General features: G+C 59.5%; 19 protein-coding genes. 8 read left to right on the plus strand and 11 right to left on the minus strand.

Translation table 11 applies throughout. The annotated features are described in order from the left end of the window. Nucleotides 1-208: 208 nt before the first annotated feature. Together J7394_RS08210 and J7394_RS08215 are read left to right on the plus strand one after the other, a co-directional pair. Nucleotides 209-1,924: a tetratricopeptide repeat protein gene (locus tag J7394_RS08210; RefSeq protein ID WP_247748124.1), complete on the plus strand. Its 1,716-nt coding sequence runs from the start codon at nucleotides 209-211 to the stop codon at nucleotides 1,922-1,924. Further along, nucleotides 1,914-2,735 carry a 4-(cytidine 5'-diphospho)-2-C-methyl-D-erythritol kinase gene (locus tag J7394_RS08215; RefSeq protein WP_209252244.1) on the plus strand — a complete coding sequence of 274 codons (822 nt, stop codon included), beginning with the start codon at nucleotides 1,914-1,916 and terminating at the stop codon, nucleotides 2,733-2,735. The genes J7394_RS08210 and J7394_RS08215 overlap by 11 nt, the downstream gene beginning before the upstream one ends. Here the strand turns inward: J7394_RS08215 and J7394_RS08220 are convergent. Further along, nucleotides 2,728-3,726: a polyprenyl synthetase family protein gene (locus J7394_RS08220; protein WP_209252246.1), complete on the minus strand. Its 999-nt coding sequence runs from the start codon at nucleotides 3,724-3,726 to the stop codon at nucleotides 2,728-2,730. The genes J7394_RS08215 and J7394_RS08220 overlap by 8 nt on opposite strands. A 56-nt stretch (nucleotides 3,727-3,782) precedes the next feature. Between J7394_RS08220 and J7394_RS08225 the strand changes: the two genes are divergently transcribed. The 3 genes from J7394_RS08225 to J7394_RS08235 all read left to right on the plus strand — a co-directional run bounded on the left by J7394_RS08225 (nucleotide 3,783) and on the right by J7394_RS08235 (nucleotide 5,055). Continuing rightward, entirely contained in the window at nucleotides 3,783-3,998 is a 216-nt protein-coding gene (locus J7394_RS08225) for a DUF2007 domain-containing protein (RefSeq protein WP_170474882.1), read from the plus strand. Further along, nucleotides 3,995-4,774 carry a tRNA1(Val) (adenine(37)-N6)-methyltransferase gene (locus tag J7394_RS08230; RefSeq protein ID WP_209252248.1) on the plus strand — a complete coding sequence of 260 codons (780 nt, stop codon included), beginning with the start codon at nucleotides 3,995-3,997 and terminating at the stop codon, nucleotides 4,772-4,774. Before J7394_RS08225 ends, J7394_RS08230 begins: the two co-directional genes overlap by 4 nt. Before the next feature lie 116 nt (nucleotides 4,775-4,890). Then, complete coding sequence (locus J7394_RS08235) at nucleotides 4,891-5,055, plus strand: YdcH family protein (RefSeq protein ID WP_170379030.1); 165 nt, start codon at nucleotides 4,891-4,893, stop codon at nucleotides 5,053-5,055. Here the strand turns inward: J7394_RS08235 and J7394_RS08240 are convergent. The 10 genes from J7394_RS08240 to J7394_RS08285 form a co-directional block, all read right to left on the minus strand. Beyond that, nucleotides 5,052-5,918: a DMT family transporter gene (locus J7394_RS08240; RefSeq protein WP_209252250.1), complete on the minus strand. Its 867-nt coding sequence runs from the start codon at nucleotides 5,916-5,918 to the stop codon at nucleotides 5,052-5,054. The two genes, J7394_RS08235 and J7394_RS08240, sit on opposite strands and share 4 nt — an antisense overlap. After that, entirely contained in the window at nucleotides 5,915-6,862 is a 948-nt protein-coding gene (locus J7394_RS08245; RefSeq protein ID WP_209252252.1) for a transcriptional regulator GcvA, read from the minus strand. The genes J7394_RS08240 and J7394_RS08245 overlap by 4 nt, the downstream gene beginning before the upstream one ends. 300 nt (nucleotides 6,863-7,162) lie before the next feature. Beyond that, entirely contained in the window at nucleotides 7,163-7,885 is a 723-nt protein-coding gene (phbB, locus tag J7394_RS08250; RefSeq protein ID WP_209252254.1) for an acetoacetyl-CoA reductase, read from the minus strand. A gap of 187 nt (nucleotides 7,886-8,072) precedes the next feature. Further along, nucleotides 8,073-9,248, minus strand: coding sequence for an acetyl-CoA C-acetyltransferase (locus J7394_RS08255; RefSeq protein ID WP_209252256.1), 1,176 nt, complete (start codon nucleotides 9,246-9,248; stop codon nucleotides 8,073-8,075). 195 nt (nucleotides 9,249-9,443) lie between these two features. Next, nucleotides 9,444-10,277, minus strand: a complete 834-nt coding sequence (locus tag J7394_RS08260) for an EAL domain-containing protein (RefSeq protein ID WP_209252258.1) — start codon at nucleotides 10,275-10,277, stop codon at nucleotides 9,444-9,446. Nucleotides 10,278-10,353: 76 nt separating this feature from the next. Continuing rightward, a complete protein-coding gene (locus tag J7394_RS08265) occupies nucleotides 10,354-10,542 on the minus strand; it encodes a hypothetical protein (protein WP_170639893.1) in 189 nt (62 codons plus the stop codon). A gap of 94 nt (nucleotides 10,543-10,636) precedes the next feature. After that, nucleotides 10,637-11,608, minus strand: a complete 972-nt coding sequence (locus tag J7394_RS08270) for a sterol desaturase family protein (protein WP_209252260.1) — start codon at nucleotides 11,606-11,608, stop codon at nucleotides 10,637-10,639. After that, entirely contained in the window at nucleotides 11,605-11,991 is a 387-nt protein-coding gene (locus J7394_RS08275) for a hypothetical protein (protein WP_209252262.1), read from the minus strand. The genes J7394_RS08270 and J7394_RS08275 overlap by 4 nt, the downstream gene beginning before the upstream one ends. Before the next feature lie 106 nt (nucleotides 11,992-12,097). Further along, nucleotides 12,098-12,460: a hypothetical protein gene (locus tag J7394_RS08280; protein ID WP_209252264.1), complete on the minus strand. Its 363-nt coding sequence runs from the start codon at nucleotides 12,458-12,460 to the stop codon at nucleotides 12,098-12,100. A 64-nt stretch (nucleotides 12,461-12,524) separates the two neighbouring features. After that, the gene (locus J7394_RS08285; RefSeq protein WP_170462648.1) at nucleotides 12,525-13,091 is read right to left on the minus strand and encodes a TlpA disulfide reductase family protein; all 567 of its coding nucleotides are present in this window, start codon (nucleotides 13,089-13,091) and stop codon (nucleotides 12,525-12,527) included. Nucleotides 13,092-13,112: 21 nt separating this feature from the next. Between J7394_RS08285 and argH the strand changes: the two genes are divergently transcribed. The 3 genes from argH (at nucleotide 13,113) to lysA (ending at nucleotide 16,263) form a co-directional block, all read left to right on the plus strand. Then, complete coding sequence (gene argH / locus J7394_RS08290) at nucleotides 13,113-14,501, plus strand: argininosuccinate lyase (RefSeq protein WP_209252266.1); 1,389 nt, start codon at nucleotides 13,113-13,115, stop codon at nucleotides 14,499-14,501. After that, a complete protein-coding gene (locus J7394_RS08295; protein ID WP_209252268.1) occupies nucleotides 14,501-14,683 on the plus strand; it encodes an argininosuccinate lyase in 183 nt (60 codons plus the stop codon). The genes argH and J7394_RS08295 overlap by 1 nt, the downstream gene beginning before the upstream one ends. A 314-nt stretch (nucleotides 14,684-14,997) precedes the next feature. Then, on the plus strand, nucleotides 14,998-16,263 hold the full coding sequence (gene lysA / locus J7394_RS08300; protein ID WP_209252270.1) for a diaminopimelate decarboxylase: 1,266 nt from the start codon (nucleotides 14,998-15,000) through the stop codon (nucleotides 16,261-16,263). The last annotated feature ends 37 nt before the right edge of the window (nucleotides 16,264-16,300 follow it).

Consider the following 16,300-nt stretch of genomic DNA (forward strand, 5'->3'; position numbering starts at 1 on the left):
CAAGCTTTCGGCTAGGGTAAGATGATCAAAGGCCCCAATGGTAGACTGCCATCGAGTGTTGGACGGCGCTCTTGCTTGATCCGTGCAACAGGGCGGCCAGTTCTTAGGCGAAAACCGGTGCAATGGCGGCGTCGTGAACCTTGAACCATTGCCTCTTGCGGGCCGAGGCCCTAGCTTAACGTGCAGTCAACGATAGCAAGGCAGGATTTTGGTGGTTTCCCTGGTTCGTCGCGTGGCACTGGCCGCGCTGCTTTCATCCTCGGTCGCAATCCCGGCATTTTCGGATACCGGGTCCGGGGCCTATCTGGCCGGGCGTCAGGCAATCTACGAAAACGACTATGCCGCCGCCGAAAGGTATTATGCGCAGGCGTTGCGGTCTGATCCGCAGAACGCCTTGCTGTTGGAAAGCGTGGTTGTCGCCCGGCTGGCGCTGGGCGAGGTTGAGCGCGCATTGCCCATCGCCCAGACCATTGAAGAGATTGGCCTGCCAAGCCAGGCAGCCCGGATTGCCATTGCTGCAAATCTGATCGCCGAGGGCGATTGGGAGACCCTGCTGTCTCGTGATCCCGAAACGCAGGGCGTTGGCCCCTTGGTCGATGGGCTGATGACTGCATGGGCCTACCTTGGTCAGGGTGAGATGACCAAGGCGATGGAGCAGTTCGACACGGTCACTACCCAGGAAGGTCTGCGCGAGTTTGCCCTCTATCACAAAGCGATGGCCCTGGCGTCGATTGGTGATTTCGAAGGGGCCGAAGCGATTTTCGCAGCCGATGACGGGGTTGTGGCCCGGTTCACCCGCCGCGCCGCGTTAGCCCGGACCGAGGTTCTGTCGCAGCTTGACCGGAATGAGGACGCTCTGACCTTCCTGGCCGATGTGTTTCAGGCCGGAAGCGATCCGTCGATCACAGATTACACAAGCCGATTGTCAGACGGTGAAACACTGCCCTTCACCCATGTAAGAACGGCGCAAGACGGCATGGCCGAGATCTTCTTTTCGGTGGGTGCCGCGTTGAATGACGAGGCCGCGCCGGACTACGTGCTGCTCTATGCCCGCACGGCCAGCTTCCTGCGGCCCGATCACGTCGACGCCCTTTTGATGAGCGCTGAGCTTCTGTCGGAACTCAACCAGCTTGATCTTGCGGTCGAAGCATATCGCGCGGTTCCAAAGGACAGCACCGATCACCACGTGGCCGAACTGGGCCGGGCCGATGTTCTGGGGCAATCCGGTAAAACCGACGCGGCGGTTGAGGTTCTCCAATCGCTGGCTGCGGAAAAGCCTGATCTGCCCAGTGTTCATGTCGCTTTGGCCGATCTGCAGCGCCGTGAGGAGAACTACGCCGCCGCGGTTGATTCCTACAACACCGCAATTGATCTGGCGGAGGGTGTCTCGGCCGCGAATTGGTTCCTGCACTACGCGCGCGGGATTTCTCATGAGCGCCTCAAGCAATGGGATCAGGCCGAAGCCGATTTCCGTCGCGCGCTTGAGCTGAACCCGGATCAGCCGCAAGTTCTGAACTATCTGGGCTACTCCTTGGTCGAACGGCGCGAAAAACTCGATGAGGCGCTGGACATGATCGAACGCGCCGTCGCGGCTCGCCCCGACAGTGGCTATATCGTTGACAGTCTGGGCTGGGTCCTGTTCCGCCTTGGTCGCTATGGCGAAGCGGTCGAGCATATGGAGCGCGCGGTTGAGCTGATGCCGGTGGATCCGGTGGTCAACGACCATCTGGGCGACGTCTACTGGGCCGTCGGACGCGCCCGCGAAGCTGAGTTCCAGTGGAAACGGGCTCTGTCCTTTGTTGATCCCGAAGACACCGATGGTGAGGCTGATCCCGAACGCATCCGACGCAAGCTCGAGGTCGGTCTGGATACGGTTCTTTCCGAAGAGGGCGCGGATCCGTTGAAGGTTGCCAATGGCAACTAGCGCCTTTGCGCCCGCCAAGGTCAATCTAACCCTGCATGTCACCGGCCAGCGCGCCGATGGCTATCATCTGTTGGATTCGCTGGTGGCCTTTGCCGACATTGGCGATCAGTTGGCGTTTGAGCCGGGCGCAGACCTGTCGATCTCGGTGGGCGGAGAGCATGCTGCCGGGGTTCCGACGGACAGCCGAAATCTCGTCTGGAAAGCGGCCGAGGGCACCGGGTGGACGGGCCATGTCACGTTGAACAAGGCGCTGCCTCATGGCGGCGGCATTGGCGGAGGGTCTTCGGACGCGGCTGCCATGCTGCGCCAGGCAGCGGCGCAAGGGATTGATATCCCACCACATCTTCCGGCCGCGTTAGGGGCTGATATACCGGTTTGCATGGTGGCCGAGGCCGCGCGGATGCGGGGAATTGGCGAAATGGTGGATCGGATCGCTTTGCCCTCATTGCCCGCTCTTCTGGTCAATCCGGGTGTCGAGGTTCCGACCGGATCGGTCTTTAACGCTATGTCGTCGCGGGACAATCCAGGCTTGCCGGATCAAGTCCCCTCATTCGCAGGCGTGGAAGACTGCGCCGCTTGGCTTTCCGACCAAAGAAACGACCTAGAACAACCCGCCATAAGCCAGTCCCCGCAAATCGGGCGCGTGTTGGAAGAGTTGGCGGACACGAGGGATGTGCTGTTGGTCCGAATGTCGGGGTCAGGGTCGACCTGTTTTGCGCTCTATCCGTCGATGAAGGCCGCGCATTTCGCAGCCTATGAGATCGGCGCGGCCCAGCCCGATTGGTGGTGCTGCGCAACCAGCCTCAGTTGAGGCGCGAGACCACGTAGTCGGCCAGATCGCGCAGCAGAGTGCGGATTTCGTGATCAGGCAGAACCTCGAGCGAGGCTTTGGCTTTTTTCGCCCAACCAAACGCATCCTGACGGGTCGCCTCGAGCGTCTGGTATTTGTTCATCAGACCAAGCGCATGCTCCAGATCGCCGTCCTGCTGGCGGCCTTTCTCGATCGTACGTTCCCAGAAGATACGCTCATCTGTTGTTGCCTGCGCAACGGCCTTGATCACAGGCAGGGTCAGTTTGCGCTCGCGGAAATCGTCGCCCACATTCTTGCCGGTTGCCTTGCTATCACCCTGATAATCCAGAAGATCGTCGGCGATTTGGAAGGCAATGCCCAGGGCATCGCCATAGTCGAACAGAGCTTTGACCTGCGCGTCTGAGGCTTCCGCAATCACGCCGCCAACCTCGGTCGCTGCGGAAAACAAAGCCGCGGTCTTGCCGCGTACGACCTGCAGATAGATGCTCTCATCCGTGTTCAGATCGGTGGCGGCGGTCATCTGCAGCACCTCGCCTTCAGCAATCGTGGCCGAGGCATTGGCGAGGATGTCCAGAACGCGTAGCGATCCGGTTTCAACCATCAACTGGAAGCTGCGGGAAAACAGATAGTCGCCCACCAACACGCTGGATTTGTTGTCCCACAACAGGTTCGCCGTAGGCCGCCCGCGTCGCTGGGCGCTTTCGTCTACCACATCGTCATGCAACAGGGTCGCGGTGTGAATGAACTCGACCGTCGCGGCAAGACGCACGTGATGTTCGCCGGTATAATCAAACAACCGCGCCGCCGCCAATGTCAGCATCGGGCGCAGGCGCTTACCACCCGCTTCGACCAGATGCGCGGTCACCTCGGGGATACGGGGCGCGTGTTCGGACGCCATCCGGGTCCGGATCAGCGTATTCACCGCCTCCATTTCGCCGGTCAACATTTCGGCCAGCCGTTCGTGCGGCTTCGAGATTGTGCTGATGCCCATCACACTCCTGATACAAGGCTCGACTTTCGCCTTGCCTTGCCCTTACATCCATCCCCATGAAAGAACTATTGCGCAGCACCGATCCGACAATCCTGGCCTTTGCATCCGCTCTTCTTGAGGGCGAGGATATAGACTGCTTTCAGATGGACGTAAATATGAGCATCCTCGAAGGCGGTATCGGAATCTTCCCCCGTCGTCTGATGGTTCGCGCCGATGACCTGAGCCGCGCAGAGCGTGTGATGCGCGACAACGAGATCCCGCTGGGGCGATGACCGGGTTCAAGGAGGATGAGCTGAGCCGGAATGATTTCCTCGGCGGGCGGCTGCGTCTATGGCAACCTGTATCTGGTTATAGAGCGGGCGTAGACCCTGTTTTGCTGGCGGCCAGCGTACCTGCGACCAGCGGCCAATCGGTGCTGGAGCTTGGCTGCGGGGCAGGTGCTGCAATCTTGTGCCTTGCGACACGGGTCCCCGGATTGGACCTGTGCGGTGTTGAACTGCAAGCGGCCTATGCGGATCTGGCCCGCCGCAATGCCGCCGATAACAATATGGTGTTGGAGGTCGTTTCCGCTGATCTGACCGAGCTGCCCTCCGATCTGAAGCAGCGCCAATTCGACCATGTCATCGCCAACCCGCCCTACTATCGCGCAGGCGCGCATAGCGCAGCCATGGACCGGGGGCGCAGTGTGGCTTTGGGAGAGCAGACGCCTCTGGGTGATTGGATTGGTGTCGCGGCCAAACGACTGGCCCCGCGCGGCTATCTGCACATGATCCAAAAGGCGGATCGCCTGCATGATATGCTTTTGGCCTGTCAGGGGCGTCTGGGCTCAATCGAAGTGCTGCCGCTTGCGGCCCGCATGGGGCGAGAGGCCGAGCTTGTGATTCTACGGGCCCGCAAAGGCGGGCGGGCGGCGTTCCGGCTGCATGCTCCGGTCATCCTGCATGCGGGTCAACGGCACGAGCGCGACGGTGACAGCTATACGCCGGAACTCTCGGATGTGCTGCGGCAGGGCGCTTCGTTGGGGCCGTTTCACGTCAATCGGCAATGACCAGCCGAATTTGTCGGATTTATCACGTTTTCTTCGCGTCTGCGGCGTGACAGGGTGGAAACGATATGCTCAACTTCTTACGTGACATCTAGACACGTAAACCAAGGAGGATCGCCATGAGCGTGAGCGCACATCTGACGGAACTGAAGAAGAAGCACGAATCTCTCGGTCTCGAAGTGGAACAAGCTCAACGCGCGCCAGGCATTGATGATCTTCATATTGCCCAGCTAAAGAAACAGAAGCTAAGGCTGAAGGAAGAGATCGAGCGCTTATCGACCTAACCTTTAAGACTGGCGCGCGCCGCAACCAAGGCCCCGCCGGTGATCAAGACCGCCGCGATCGCCAATGTCCACGTCGGCATGGCGATCCCGGCAAAAACCAGAACCACGGTAGACAGTAAAGGCGCCGCGTAAGAGCTGGTGCCCAGCATCTGAATGTCGCCCTGCTTGACCCCGATATCCCAGACATAGAACGCCAGACCGACCGGTCCCAGACCAAGGGCCAGTGTCGATATCCAGCTTAGCGTGGTGTCCGGCCAGACCGGTGCCTCAAGCGCGAAATGCAGGCCCCATGAGGCAATCGCCGTGAACACGCAGAACACCGCGACCGAGCTTGTGGGCGTTTCCCCCAGTTTCCGCGACAATACGGAGTAGCCTGACCATGTCAGTGCGCATAGGAACGCCAGCGCATATCCCGGCAGGTGGTCGGCTTGAAACCCGGCGCTGCCGCCTCCGGTGATGATCAGCGCAGCCCCGGCAAAGCCCAAACAGGCCCCGATCAGGTGGCCAGCGCGCAGATTTTCTCCGGGCAACAAGCCCGAGAACAGGACGATAAGCAGTGGCCAGAGATAGGCGATCAGCCCTGCTTCGGCCGCCGGGGCCATCCGAAGGGCCGAGAAGTATAGAGCATGGTAGCCAAACAGACCCACCGTTCCAAAGGCGTAGACTTTCCAACTGATGCGGCGCAGCTGGGATAATCCGCCCGATCGCCACGTCCAGACAAGCCCCAAAGTACCGCCGATACTGAAGCAGATCGCATTCAGCAGCAGAGGCGGCGTTGGGGTTGACCCGACCGTGAACAGGGCCAGCAGCGCCCAAAGCAAAACCGCAATGAAGCCGATGACGGTGGCGCGTTGTCTGGTCATGTGGATGAGGCGTCTTCTACAGGAACGATGGTGAATTCATCCGAGATATGAGCGGTTTTTTCAATCTCCGCAACAAACCAATCGCGAAACGCTGCGACCTGAGGCCGGTTCTCCGCTCCGGGCAGACAGAGAAAGCGAAAGCGACCTTTGGTCTCAATGGCCGTTTTGAATGGCGCGACCAGCCGCCCCTCCATCATGTCCTTGATGATCATCGCTCGTCGCCCCAAGGCCACACCCACTCCGGCGACAGCCGCGTCAATCGCGTGGTCTGCGTTGGAAAAATGCGCCCCGTGGGTCGGCGTGAACTCGACGCCAACAGCTCGGAACCACGTCGGCCAATCTGCCGGAGGTTTCAAAAACGCAATCGAATCGTCATGAATCAGAGGCGCGTCACGCAGGCTTTCGGGAGTTGTGAACTCGGCGGCCAATTCGGGTGTCATGACAGGGGTCAGCCACTCTTTACGAACCGGTAGGCAATAGAGCCCATCATCCCCGCCATAGCCAAACCGGATCGCGACATCCACGTCATCCCTCTCAAGGTCCATATTGCGCAGGGTGGCCGAAAACCTCAGGTCAATTTCGGGATGGGCGCGGGCAAAATCGTAAAGGCGCGGAGCCAGCCATTTGGCCGTCAGCGCAGGACCGGCCGTCACGGTGAGGGTGGTGTTGTCCTGAAGCCTGCGTGTTGCGGCCCACGCGGCTTTGAGCGACGCAAACCCCTCGGCAGCCCCTGGGGCAAGCGCTTTTCCGGCCTCTGTCAACTCGACCGCGCGGTTCAGGCGGCGAAACAGCGGGTGGCCCAAATGGTCCTCAAGCGATTTGATCTGGAAGGACAGCGCCGCGGGCGTGACGTTCAACTCGTCTGCGGCCTTGGCGAACGACATGTGCCGCGCGGCAGCGTCAAAGGCGCGCAAAGCGGTGAGAGTGGGAAGGCGATCACTCATGTCACTTAAGTAATACTTATCTGAATGCTTGAAAACTCTCGTTTGTGCCTTTTCCCATCACGGGTCATGTTTAGGGCAAGTCAAGTTCCGCTTTAGCAAAGGGGATCCGCCATGATTGAGATGTCAACAAACCCGTCCGTCCAGATTGCAATTCGTCGTGCCCATGAAGAGCGCAGCAGGCTTGTTCACAAAGTTCTGGGATGGGTGTTTGGTTCCCGCTGACCGCAGCGCGCGCGGACTTACGGGATAAAGAAGGGCCGGTCCAAAAGGACCGGCCCGTTTTCGTTCAGTGCGTTGAAATCAGACGAAGAACTGAGCGCCGTTGGCCGAGATGGTCGACCCATTGATGAACTGCGAATCGTCGGACGCCAGGAAGGCGACGCAGCGCGCGATTTCCTCTGGCTCACCCAATCGGCCGGCCGGAATCTGGCCGATGATCGACTCGCGGACCTTTTCAGGCACAGCCATAACCATTTCGGTGGCGATGTAGCCGGGGCAGATCGCATTGGCGGTGATACCGGCACGCGCGCCTTCCTGCGCCAGCGACTTCACGATACCCAGATCGCCCGCTTTGGTCGCCGCATAGTTCACCTGAGCGAACTGGCCTTTCTGACCGTTGATCGAGCTGATGACGATGACGCGGCCAAACTTACGCTCGCGCATGCCGGGCCAGATGGGGTGTACGGTGTTGAACACGCCGGTCAGGTTGGTGTCGATGACCTGATGCCACTGTTCAGGCGTCATCTTGTGGAAGGGCGCGTCGCGTGTGACGCCCGCATTAGCTACGACGATGTCGATGGGGCCGACTTCGGCCTCGACCTTTTCGATACCCGCTTTGGATTCGTCATAGTCGGCCACGTTCCACTTGTAAGTGGCGATGCCGGTTTCCTCGGTGAATTTTGCAGCGGCTTCGTCATTCCCCGCATAGGTGGCGGCAACATTGTATCCTTCGGCCTTGAGCGCCTTGGAAATTGCTGCGCCGATGCCGCGAGATCCGCCGGTTACGAGTGCTGTACGTGCCATGGATGACTCCTCCAATTTTGGTCGTCTTGGTAATTCTGTTACTCTGAGAGAGAGTGTTGCGCAATATCGTTTCGTGTTCGATCTTGTCTTTCTGTCTGGCGATATTGTCGCAGCGGTTGTGTAAAGCTTGATTGTAACAAAAAAGGGCGCCCAGTGGACGCCCTTTTCTATTTAGATGTCAACGCACTTAGTCGCGCTCCACGCAGAGGGCGACACCCATGCCGCCACCGATGCAGAGGGTGGCCAGCCCCTTCTTGGCATCACGGCGCTTCATTTCGAATAGCAGCGTGTTCAGAACCCGGCAGCCGGATGCTCCGATCGGGTGGCCGATGGCAATTGCGCCACCGTTCACGTTCACAATCGACGGGTCCCAGCCCATGTCTTTGTTCACGGCGCAGGCCTGCGCGGCAAAGGCTTCGTTGGCTTCGACCAGATCCAGATCGTCAACCGACCAACCTGCTTTCTCCAACGCTTTACGCGACGCATAGATCGGGCCAACGCCCATGATCGACGGGTCGAGACCGGCAGTCGCGTAGGATGCGATACGGGCCAGAGGTTCAATCCCGCGCTTTTCGGCGTTTTCAGCCGACATCAGCAGGGTCGCGGCGGCACCGTCATTCAGGCCCGAAGCGTTGGCGGCCGTGACCGAGCCGTCCTTGGTGAAGGCCGGGCGCAGTTTGGCCATTGCTTCCATTGTCGCGCCGTGACGGATGTATTCGTCCTTATCCATCACGATGTCGCCCTTGCGGGTTTTGATGGTAAAAGGAACGATCTCATCTGCGAACTTGCCCGCGTTTTGCGCGGCTTCGGCCTTGTTCTGCGAGGCAACGGCGAATTCGTCCTGCATGTCACGGCTGATCTGCCATTTCTCGGCGACGTTCTCAGCCGTCTGACCCATGTGATAGCCGTTGAAAGCGTCCCACAGACCGTCGCGGATCATAGTGTCGATATATTTCATGTCGCCCATCTTGTGACCGGCGCGCAGAGCGGCGGCATGGGGCGACAGGGTCATGTTCTCCTGACCACCGGCGGCGACGATCTCGGCATCGCCCAGTTGGATATGCTGCGCCCCCAAGGCAACGGCGCGCAAGCCCGAGCCGCATACCTGGTTGATGCCCCAAGCCGCGCTTTCCTGCGGCAGACCGGCATTGATATGGGCCTGGCGTGCGGGGTTCTGCCCCTGAGCGGCGGTCAGAACCTGACCCATGATGGTTTCGCTGACTTCGCCTTTGTCGACGCCGGCGCGTTCGACGACGGCTTCGAGGACGGCAGCGCCCAGATCATGCGCGGGGGTATTGGCAAACGAGCCGCCAAAGCTGCCCACACCTGTGCGTGCGGCGGATGCGATTACTACATTGGTCATATAATTTGTCCTTTACCGTCGTGGTCCAGCGGGAAATGTGACGACGCGGACCGCAGAGGGCCTCCTCTGCCCGTACCAGAGCGCCAATTTCTCCCCCCTCTAGTGCCTTCTGCAATAGCGTAATGCTGCACTTGCAGCAACGGACAGCTTGCCTCAGGCGGCAATCGGGCAGGTATTCGCGCGGCAGTGGCCCAACTAAGTACCTGTTTTGGAATTTCTTTCTGCCTTCCACGGCGGCGACAACGACGGTGCGCCAAACAGGAAACCCTGCATGCAATCGACACCACTTGCGCTCAGAAAAGCGGCGTCTTGCGGATTTTCGACTGATTCGGCTGTGACCAGAATTTCGAACTCTCGCGCGACTGCGATCAATGCACGGACGAGGGCCTGATTGTCGGGGTTGTTGCTGATGCCGCGAATGAATTGACCGTCGATCTTGGCGGCATCAAACAGGAATTCGCGGAAATGCCGAAAGCTGAAATTGCTTGCGCCGAAGTCATCCAGAGCAAAGGCAATGCCGCGCTCCTGCAACCTGTCCATCAGGTCAATGACCAGTTCTGGAACCTGCATCGCCGATTTCTCAGAGATTTCAAGGATAAGTCGTTCGCCCAGATTGCTATCCCGTTTGAGAAAGCGATCCAGAATACGGGACCAGTGCGAATACCCGATCGAACGCGCCGACATGTTGATCGACAACCGGATCTGAGGGTTCTTGACCAACGTCTGCAACCCCATCTCAAGCGCGATGCAATCCAACTCGCGCCCGATTGGCGTGTTTTCCACCTGAGGCATGAAATCCCGCGCAGGGATGACCCGCCCGGTTTCGTCCAACACGCGGATCAGCCCTTCGTAGAAGGCAACGTTATGGGGGGCCTGTGCCTGCATCACCGGCTGAAAGGCCAGTTTGCATTGTTTGTGCCGAACCGCATCCGAGGCCATCTGCAATACAGATTGATCCCGACCGGAAACTGCCGAGGTCAAAGGGCTGTCGGGCCCTTGCCCTGACTCTGCAACTGTCTTGTCCCGCATGCGCGCTGATCCTGAATGGCTCTTCGGTCGCAGTGTCGCAGGAAACAGATGAATCTGTGGTTAATGCAGGTGACGTTCAGCGCGCAGATTGCCACGCATGGCTGAGGGAGGCCGCTGCTCCGAACACCGCGCCCATTACGCCAAGGATCATCATGGAAAACCCGATCAGGACAAGCGCTGATGCTGCCGTTGCGATGGCGGCGAACATGGCCAGAAGCACACCCAGCAGTCCGACTGTGGTTGATACGGTTGTCACGCGGGTCATTCCGGCCTCCGGTCACTGGTTACGTCACATCTGACGTTCCATATGGACCGTTCAGGCCGGATTTCAACCAAAGCGACGTGGTGTAACGCCGGGATCAGGCCTGTTTTGCTGCGGAATTAGGCAGGTTTTCGCGGGTTTGCTCGAATCCGGGCGTTCCGAGATCTTCAGGGTGGCGGGCCAGATGCTTCGCCTTGATCTGCGCTGAGCTGTCCCGGCTGCCATCATGGCTATAGCCGGGCGGGGCAAAGCAATATGCGAGGCGTTGCTTCAGCGTCAGGCCGGGTTGGGTCGCATCGCGCCAGATGCCGACCCATTCGTGAAAGGCGACGCGCAGCGGGTTGAAGGTGGCGATGTTGTGAACCAGCCCATAGTCGACCCGGTCGTTCTCTTGCTCGGGGACAAAAGTGCCGAACATCTTGTCCCAGATGATGAAAACGCCAGCATAGTTGCAATCCAGATAGCGCGCGTTGCGGCCGTGATGCGCCCGGTGATGGCTGGGAGTGTTCATGACCGCTTCGAACCAACGGGGCATTTTGCCGATGGCTTCGGTGTGAATCCAAAACTGGTAGATCAGGTTGATGCCGCCCACGAACAGCACCATCGCCGGGTGAAAACCCAGCAGGATCAGCGGCGCGCGCACCACCATCATGAAGGTAAACGTATAGGTCCAGGTCTGCCGCAGCGCGGTGGTCAGGTTGTAGTGCTGCGAGCTGTGATGGTTCACATGGCTGGCCCAGACCCAGCGGATACGGTGGCCGAACCGATGCACCCAGTAATACCGCAGGTCTTCCAGCACAAAGCAAAGGATGATGATCGGGATCGAGGTGCCCAGATCGAGCGGCGTTATCCGCCACAGCCACATGAAGAACCCATAGGCGATGAACCCCAGTAGAAACCCCGATGCAATATTGCCTGCCCCCATGATCAGAGAGGTCACGGCATCGCGCGTCTCGTACCGCCCGCCGCGGCCTTTGACAGCGATCCAGAGGAATTCGGCCAGAATGGCGGCGATGAAGAAGGGGACGGCCCATTGGACGACGTCGGGAAAGGTGATCTGATCGGTCATGCGGGCTCCATCAGGTTGCGCCAGTGGGGGCGCTCGAGGTCATCCAGATGGATGATGGCTTTGGGGGTGCCGAAATCGTGGAACAGAATCTCGAACCCGTCGGTGCGGTCTAGCAAGTCATAGTCTAGGAGACGCTGCGCGACGGTATCCGCGCCAAAGGACCAGAGGAGACCCGGCCCATTTTCCGTCCGTACCAGCGCAGCATGGCGATCATGGGCAACCGTGACGTCAATAACTGTGTCTTCCGGGAAGTGCCGAACCCATTGTTCGCGCGCGGTTTCCAACGACAGAACGCAGCGTTGCGATCTGCCGGTCAGATGCACCAACAGTGTGATCCCGGCGATTCCGCCGACCACAAGCACCAACAGAATTTCCAGTGGCATTCCATCCTCCTGCGCACAGAGTGCGGATCAGAGGATAGGCTGTCAAAGGTGGCGTAGCGTCAGCTTGGGCACAAGTTGGACCCAGAGGTTCGTTGGGCTCTCACTCCTAGTTTGCGATCGTGTAGACGATCGCGTCACCTTTGCCCTTGTTGCGAACGAACTCGACCTGATTGCCTTCGATTTTGACTTTCAAGCAATCCTCAGGGAGTTTCTTTTGCCCAACGACGACGTTTCTGCACCAATAGCGTTTGCTCCAGGCCCAGGCACCGGTAACTTTTGCGTTGTTACGACCTGTGCCTTCTAGTTTTCCGTCGGATGATATGATCAACCAAGTATCGCCGCTGACCAGTTTTTTGTCGGCCACGGCTTCGATAAACTGGTTTTGTTTCTTGAGGTCCTTGGCTTGCGCATCAGTACCCAATCCGGAAATGAAAAAAGCACCTGCGGCGATTGCAACAAAAAGTCTCATCAAAAAATCCTCCCACTCATTACAGGTGGGAGGGTAGCATGGTTTCCACCAGTATCTAAGCCCTTTAGCTGTTGGCTTCGACCAGAGTCGAAATGATCGCCTTCGCGCTGTCCGAGTTCCATTCGGCATCACCGATCAGGCGGGCGATTTCATTGCCGTCCGGGTCGATGATGACCGTGATCGGCAGACCGATGACACCCATCTCACGCGCCACAGCTTGCGAGGGATCCTGATGGCGGGGCAGGTTGTCGATGCCGTTTTCCTCGAAGAATTTCTTGATCCCGGCGGGCGAGTTGCGCCCGGTTGCAAGGGTCAGAACCTCGAACTTGTCGCCGCCGAACTCGTCTTGCAGCTCGGCGATCTGGGGCATTTCCTTGCGGCAGGGCGCGCACCAGGTGGCCCAGAAGTTCAGCAGGACGTATTTGCCCTTGTAGTCCGCAAGCGAGGCCGTGCCGCCGTCATCTTCCAGTTGGAAATCAACCGGCGTCACAGGCTTGGGTTCTTTATGCAGGATCAGCCGTTTCAGGCTGTCTTCGCGCAAGGGGCCCAGCGTTTCGGCATCGGTCGCCAAAGCGGCATTTGCACCCAGCGCAAGGGCCATATAAAGGGGGATCAGACGAAATAGGCGCATATCAACTCCGGGTTTTCTTACATGACCGATCAATCCTCGAACCAGATGTGGGGCGGCCGCTTTGCCGCCGGTCCAGACGCGATCATGGAGGCGATCAACGCCTCGATCGGGTTCGATCAGCGGATGGCAGCCCAGGACATCGCAGGCTCGCGCGCCCATGCCGCTATGCTTGCGGCGACAGGCGTTATTAGTGATAGTGACGCGCAGGCCATTCGGGAAGGGCTGCTCACAGTCTTGTCAGAAATCCAGAACGGAGAGTTTCAGTTCTCGACTGTGCTGGAAGACATCCACATGAACGTCGAAGCGCGCCTGAAAGAGGTGATCGGAGAGCCCGCAGGCCGTCTGCACACGGGCCGGTCGCGTAATGATCAGGTGGCAACCGATTTCAAACTCTGGGTCCGCGATCAACTGGATGCGGCAGAAACCGGCCTTCTGGCCCTGATCCGCGCGCTTTTGGCGCAGGCCGAGGCCGGGGCGGATTGGGTCATGCCGGGCTTTACCCACCTGCAAACAGCGCAGCCGGTGACATGGGGCCACCACATGATGGCCTATGTCGAGATGTTTGGCCGCGATCTCAGCCGTGTGCGCGATGCGCGCGCCCGGATGAACGAATCCCCCCTTGGGGCCGCCGCGCTGGCCGGGACGTCCTTTCCCATCGACCGGCACATGACGGCCGAGGCGCTGGGCTTTGCCCGCCCCGCCGCGAACTCGTTGGATGCCGTCAGCGACCGCGACTTCGCGTTGGAGTTCCTGTCCACTGCCTCGATCTGCGCCGTCCACCTGTCGCGCTTTGCCGAAGAGCTGGTGATCTGGTCCTCGGCTCAGTTCCGGTTTGTGACGCTCTCGGATCGCTTCTCGACTGGGTCCTCGATCATGCCGCAGAAGAAGAACCCCGACGCTGCGGAGCTGATCCGGGCCAAAGTCGGCCGCATCTACGGCGCAAACACCGCGCTGATGATGGTGATGAAAGGTCTGCCTCTGGCGTACTCCAAGGACATGCAAGAAGACAAGGAACAGGTCTTTGACGCCGCTGACAACTGGATGCTGGCTCTGGCCGCGATGGAAGGCATGGTCAAGGACATGACCGCCAACCGCGACAGCCTTGCCGCAGCGGCGGGGTCGGGTTTCTCGACCGCGACTGATCTGGCCGATTGGCTGGTGCGGGTTCTGGGTCTGCCGTTCCGCGATGCCCATCATGTCACTGGTTCGCTGGTGGCGCTGGCTGAAAACAAGGGCTGCGACCTGCCTGATTTGACCTTGGACGACATGCAGTCGGTCCATGCGGATATCACCGATAACGTCTATTCTGTTCTTACTGTCCAAAACTCGGTAAACTCGCGCCAATCCTATGGTGGCACCGCCCCCGATCAGGTGCGGGCGCAGGTTGAGCGATGGAAGGCGCTGGTGTGATGACAGTTCTACGCATAGCGGCAATTGTGGCGGCGGGGTTCGCGCTCGCCGGATGTGGCGCGGATGGTGAGCCGGTTCAGCCAACGGCCAGCCTGGGTGTCGGCGTCGGCTCAAGCGGAACGCATGTGGGCGGAGGCGTCGGATTCCGCAGCGGAGGCCTTGGCATCTACATTGGCGTTTAATCGCTGATCGCGCTGTAATTCCGGGTAAAATACCCAAGTCGTGTTTGCCATGTCATGGCATAGCCTCATCTATCGAACTCAAAGACGGATCTCATGCGAATTTTCGGACTATTCTTGGCGCTCTTCGCGCTTTCGGCTTGCGAACCGACCTCGAGCTCGCGGCCGAAGCCGCAAAAAGAGACCAGTTCAACCGGTATCTCTGTGTCTGGTTATGCGCGCGTCGGGGCGTCCAAAGAATTCTGACCGCCCTGCGGCGTATCGTTTCAGCGCGAATCCATTGATCCATAGGGCGGTTTTGGTCTAATCGCGCTGCTATGGATCACTTTCTCTACCGCGACGGCGCGCTTTACGCCGAGGATGTCCCAATTTCTGAGATCGCAGCCGCGGTCGGAACGCCGTTCTATGTCTATTCGACTGCGACCCTGTTACGGCATTTCAAGCTGTTCGATGACGCGCTTGAAGGCGCCGATCACCTTGTTTGCTATGCGATGAAGGCCGCGAGCAACCAGGCGATTCTGAAAACGCTTGCGCAGGCGGGCGCTGGAATGGATGTGGTCTCGGGCGGGGAGTACCTGCGGGCCAAGGCCGCCGGTGTGCCGGGCGACAAAATCGTCTTTTCGGGCGTTGGCAAGACGGCGGATGAGATTCGCACTGCTCTGACTGGCGGCATCCGCCAGTTCAACGTCGAATCCGAGCCCGAGATGGAAGTGATCAACGCGGTAGCGACAGAGCTGGGCGTTGTTGCGCCGATCACCGTTCGGGTGAACCCGGATGTGGACGCTAAGACCCATGCCAAAATCGCAACCGGCAAGTCCGAAAACAAGTTCGGCATCCCGATCTCGCGTGCGTCCGAGGTCTATGCCCACGCGGCCGCTCTGCCGGGGTTGGAGGTGATCGGCATCGACGTCCATATCGGCTCGCAACTGACCGAGCTGGAGCCGTTTGAGCTGGCCTACACCAAGGTCGCCGAACTGACCGAGCAGTTGCGGGCAGAGGGTCACAACATCCGCCGCCTCGATCTGGGCGGTGGGCTTGGCATTCCCTACACGCGCTCGAACGACGCGCCGCCTTTGCCGTTGGAATATGGCGCGCTGATCAAAGAAACTTTGGGCCATCTGGGCTGTGAGATCGAAATCGAACCCGGTCGCCTGATCGCGGGCAATGCCGGTTTGATGGTCAGCAAGGTGATCTATGTGAAATCCGGCGAAGGGCGTGATTTCCTGATCCTTGACGGGGCCATGAACGACCTGATCCGCCCGGCGATGTACGAAGCGCATCACGATATCGTTGCGGTGCAGGAACCCGCAGCGGGGGTCGAACAACAGCCCTATGACATCGTGGGCCCGGTCTGCGAATCCGGTGATACTTTCGCCAAACAGCGCAACATGCCGCCGCTTGCGCCGGGTGATCTGATCGCCTTCCGCAGCGCCGGGGCATATGGTGCGGTGATGGCCAGCGAATACAACACGCGCCCGCTGATCCCCGAGGTTTTGGTGAATGGGGATCAATTTGCCGTAATTCGTGAACGCCCGAGCTTTGACGAAATCATAAACCGCGATACCATACCTGAGTGGCTCTGACGCGGTAGGCGCGCGGGCCAACCCCCGGAGGCCCGCT

This window comes from Ruegeria sp. R13_0, assembly GCF_017743995.1.
Classification (GTDB): domain Bacteria; phylum Pseudomonadota; class Alphaproteobacteria; order Rhodobacterales; family Rhodobacteraceae; genus Ruegeria.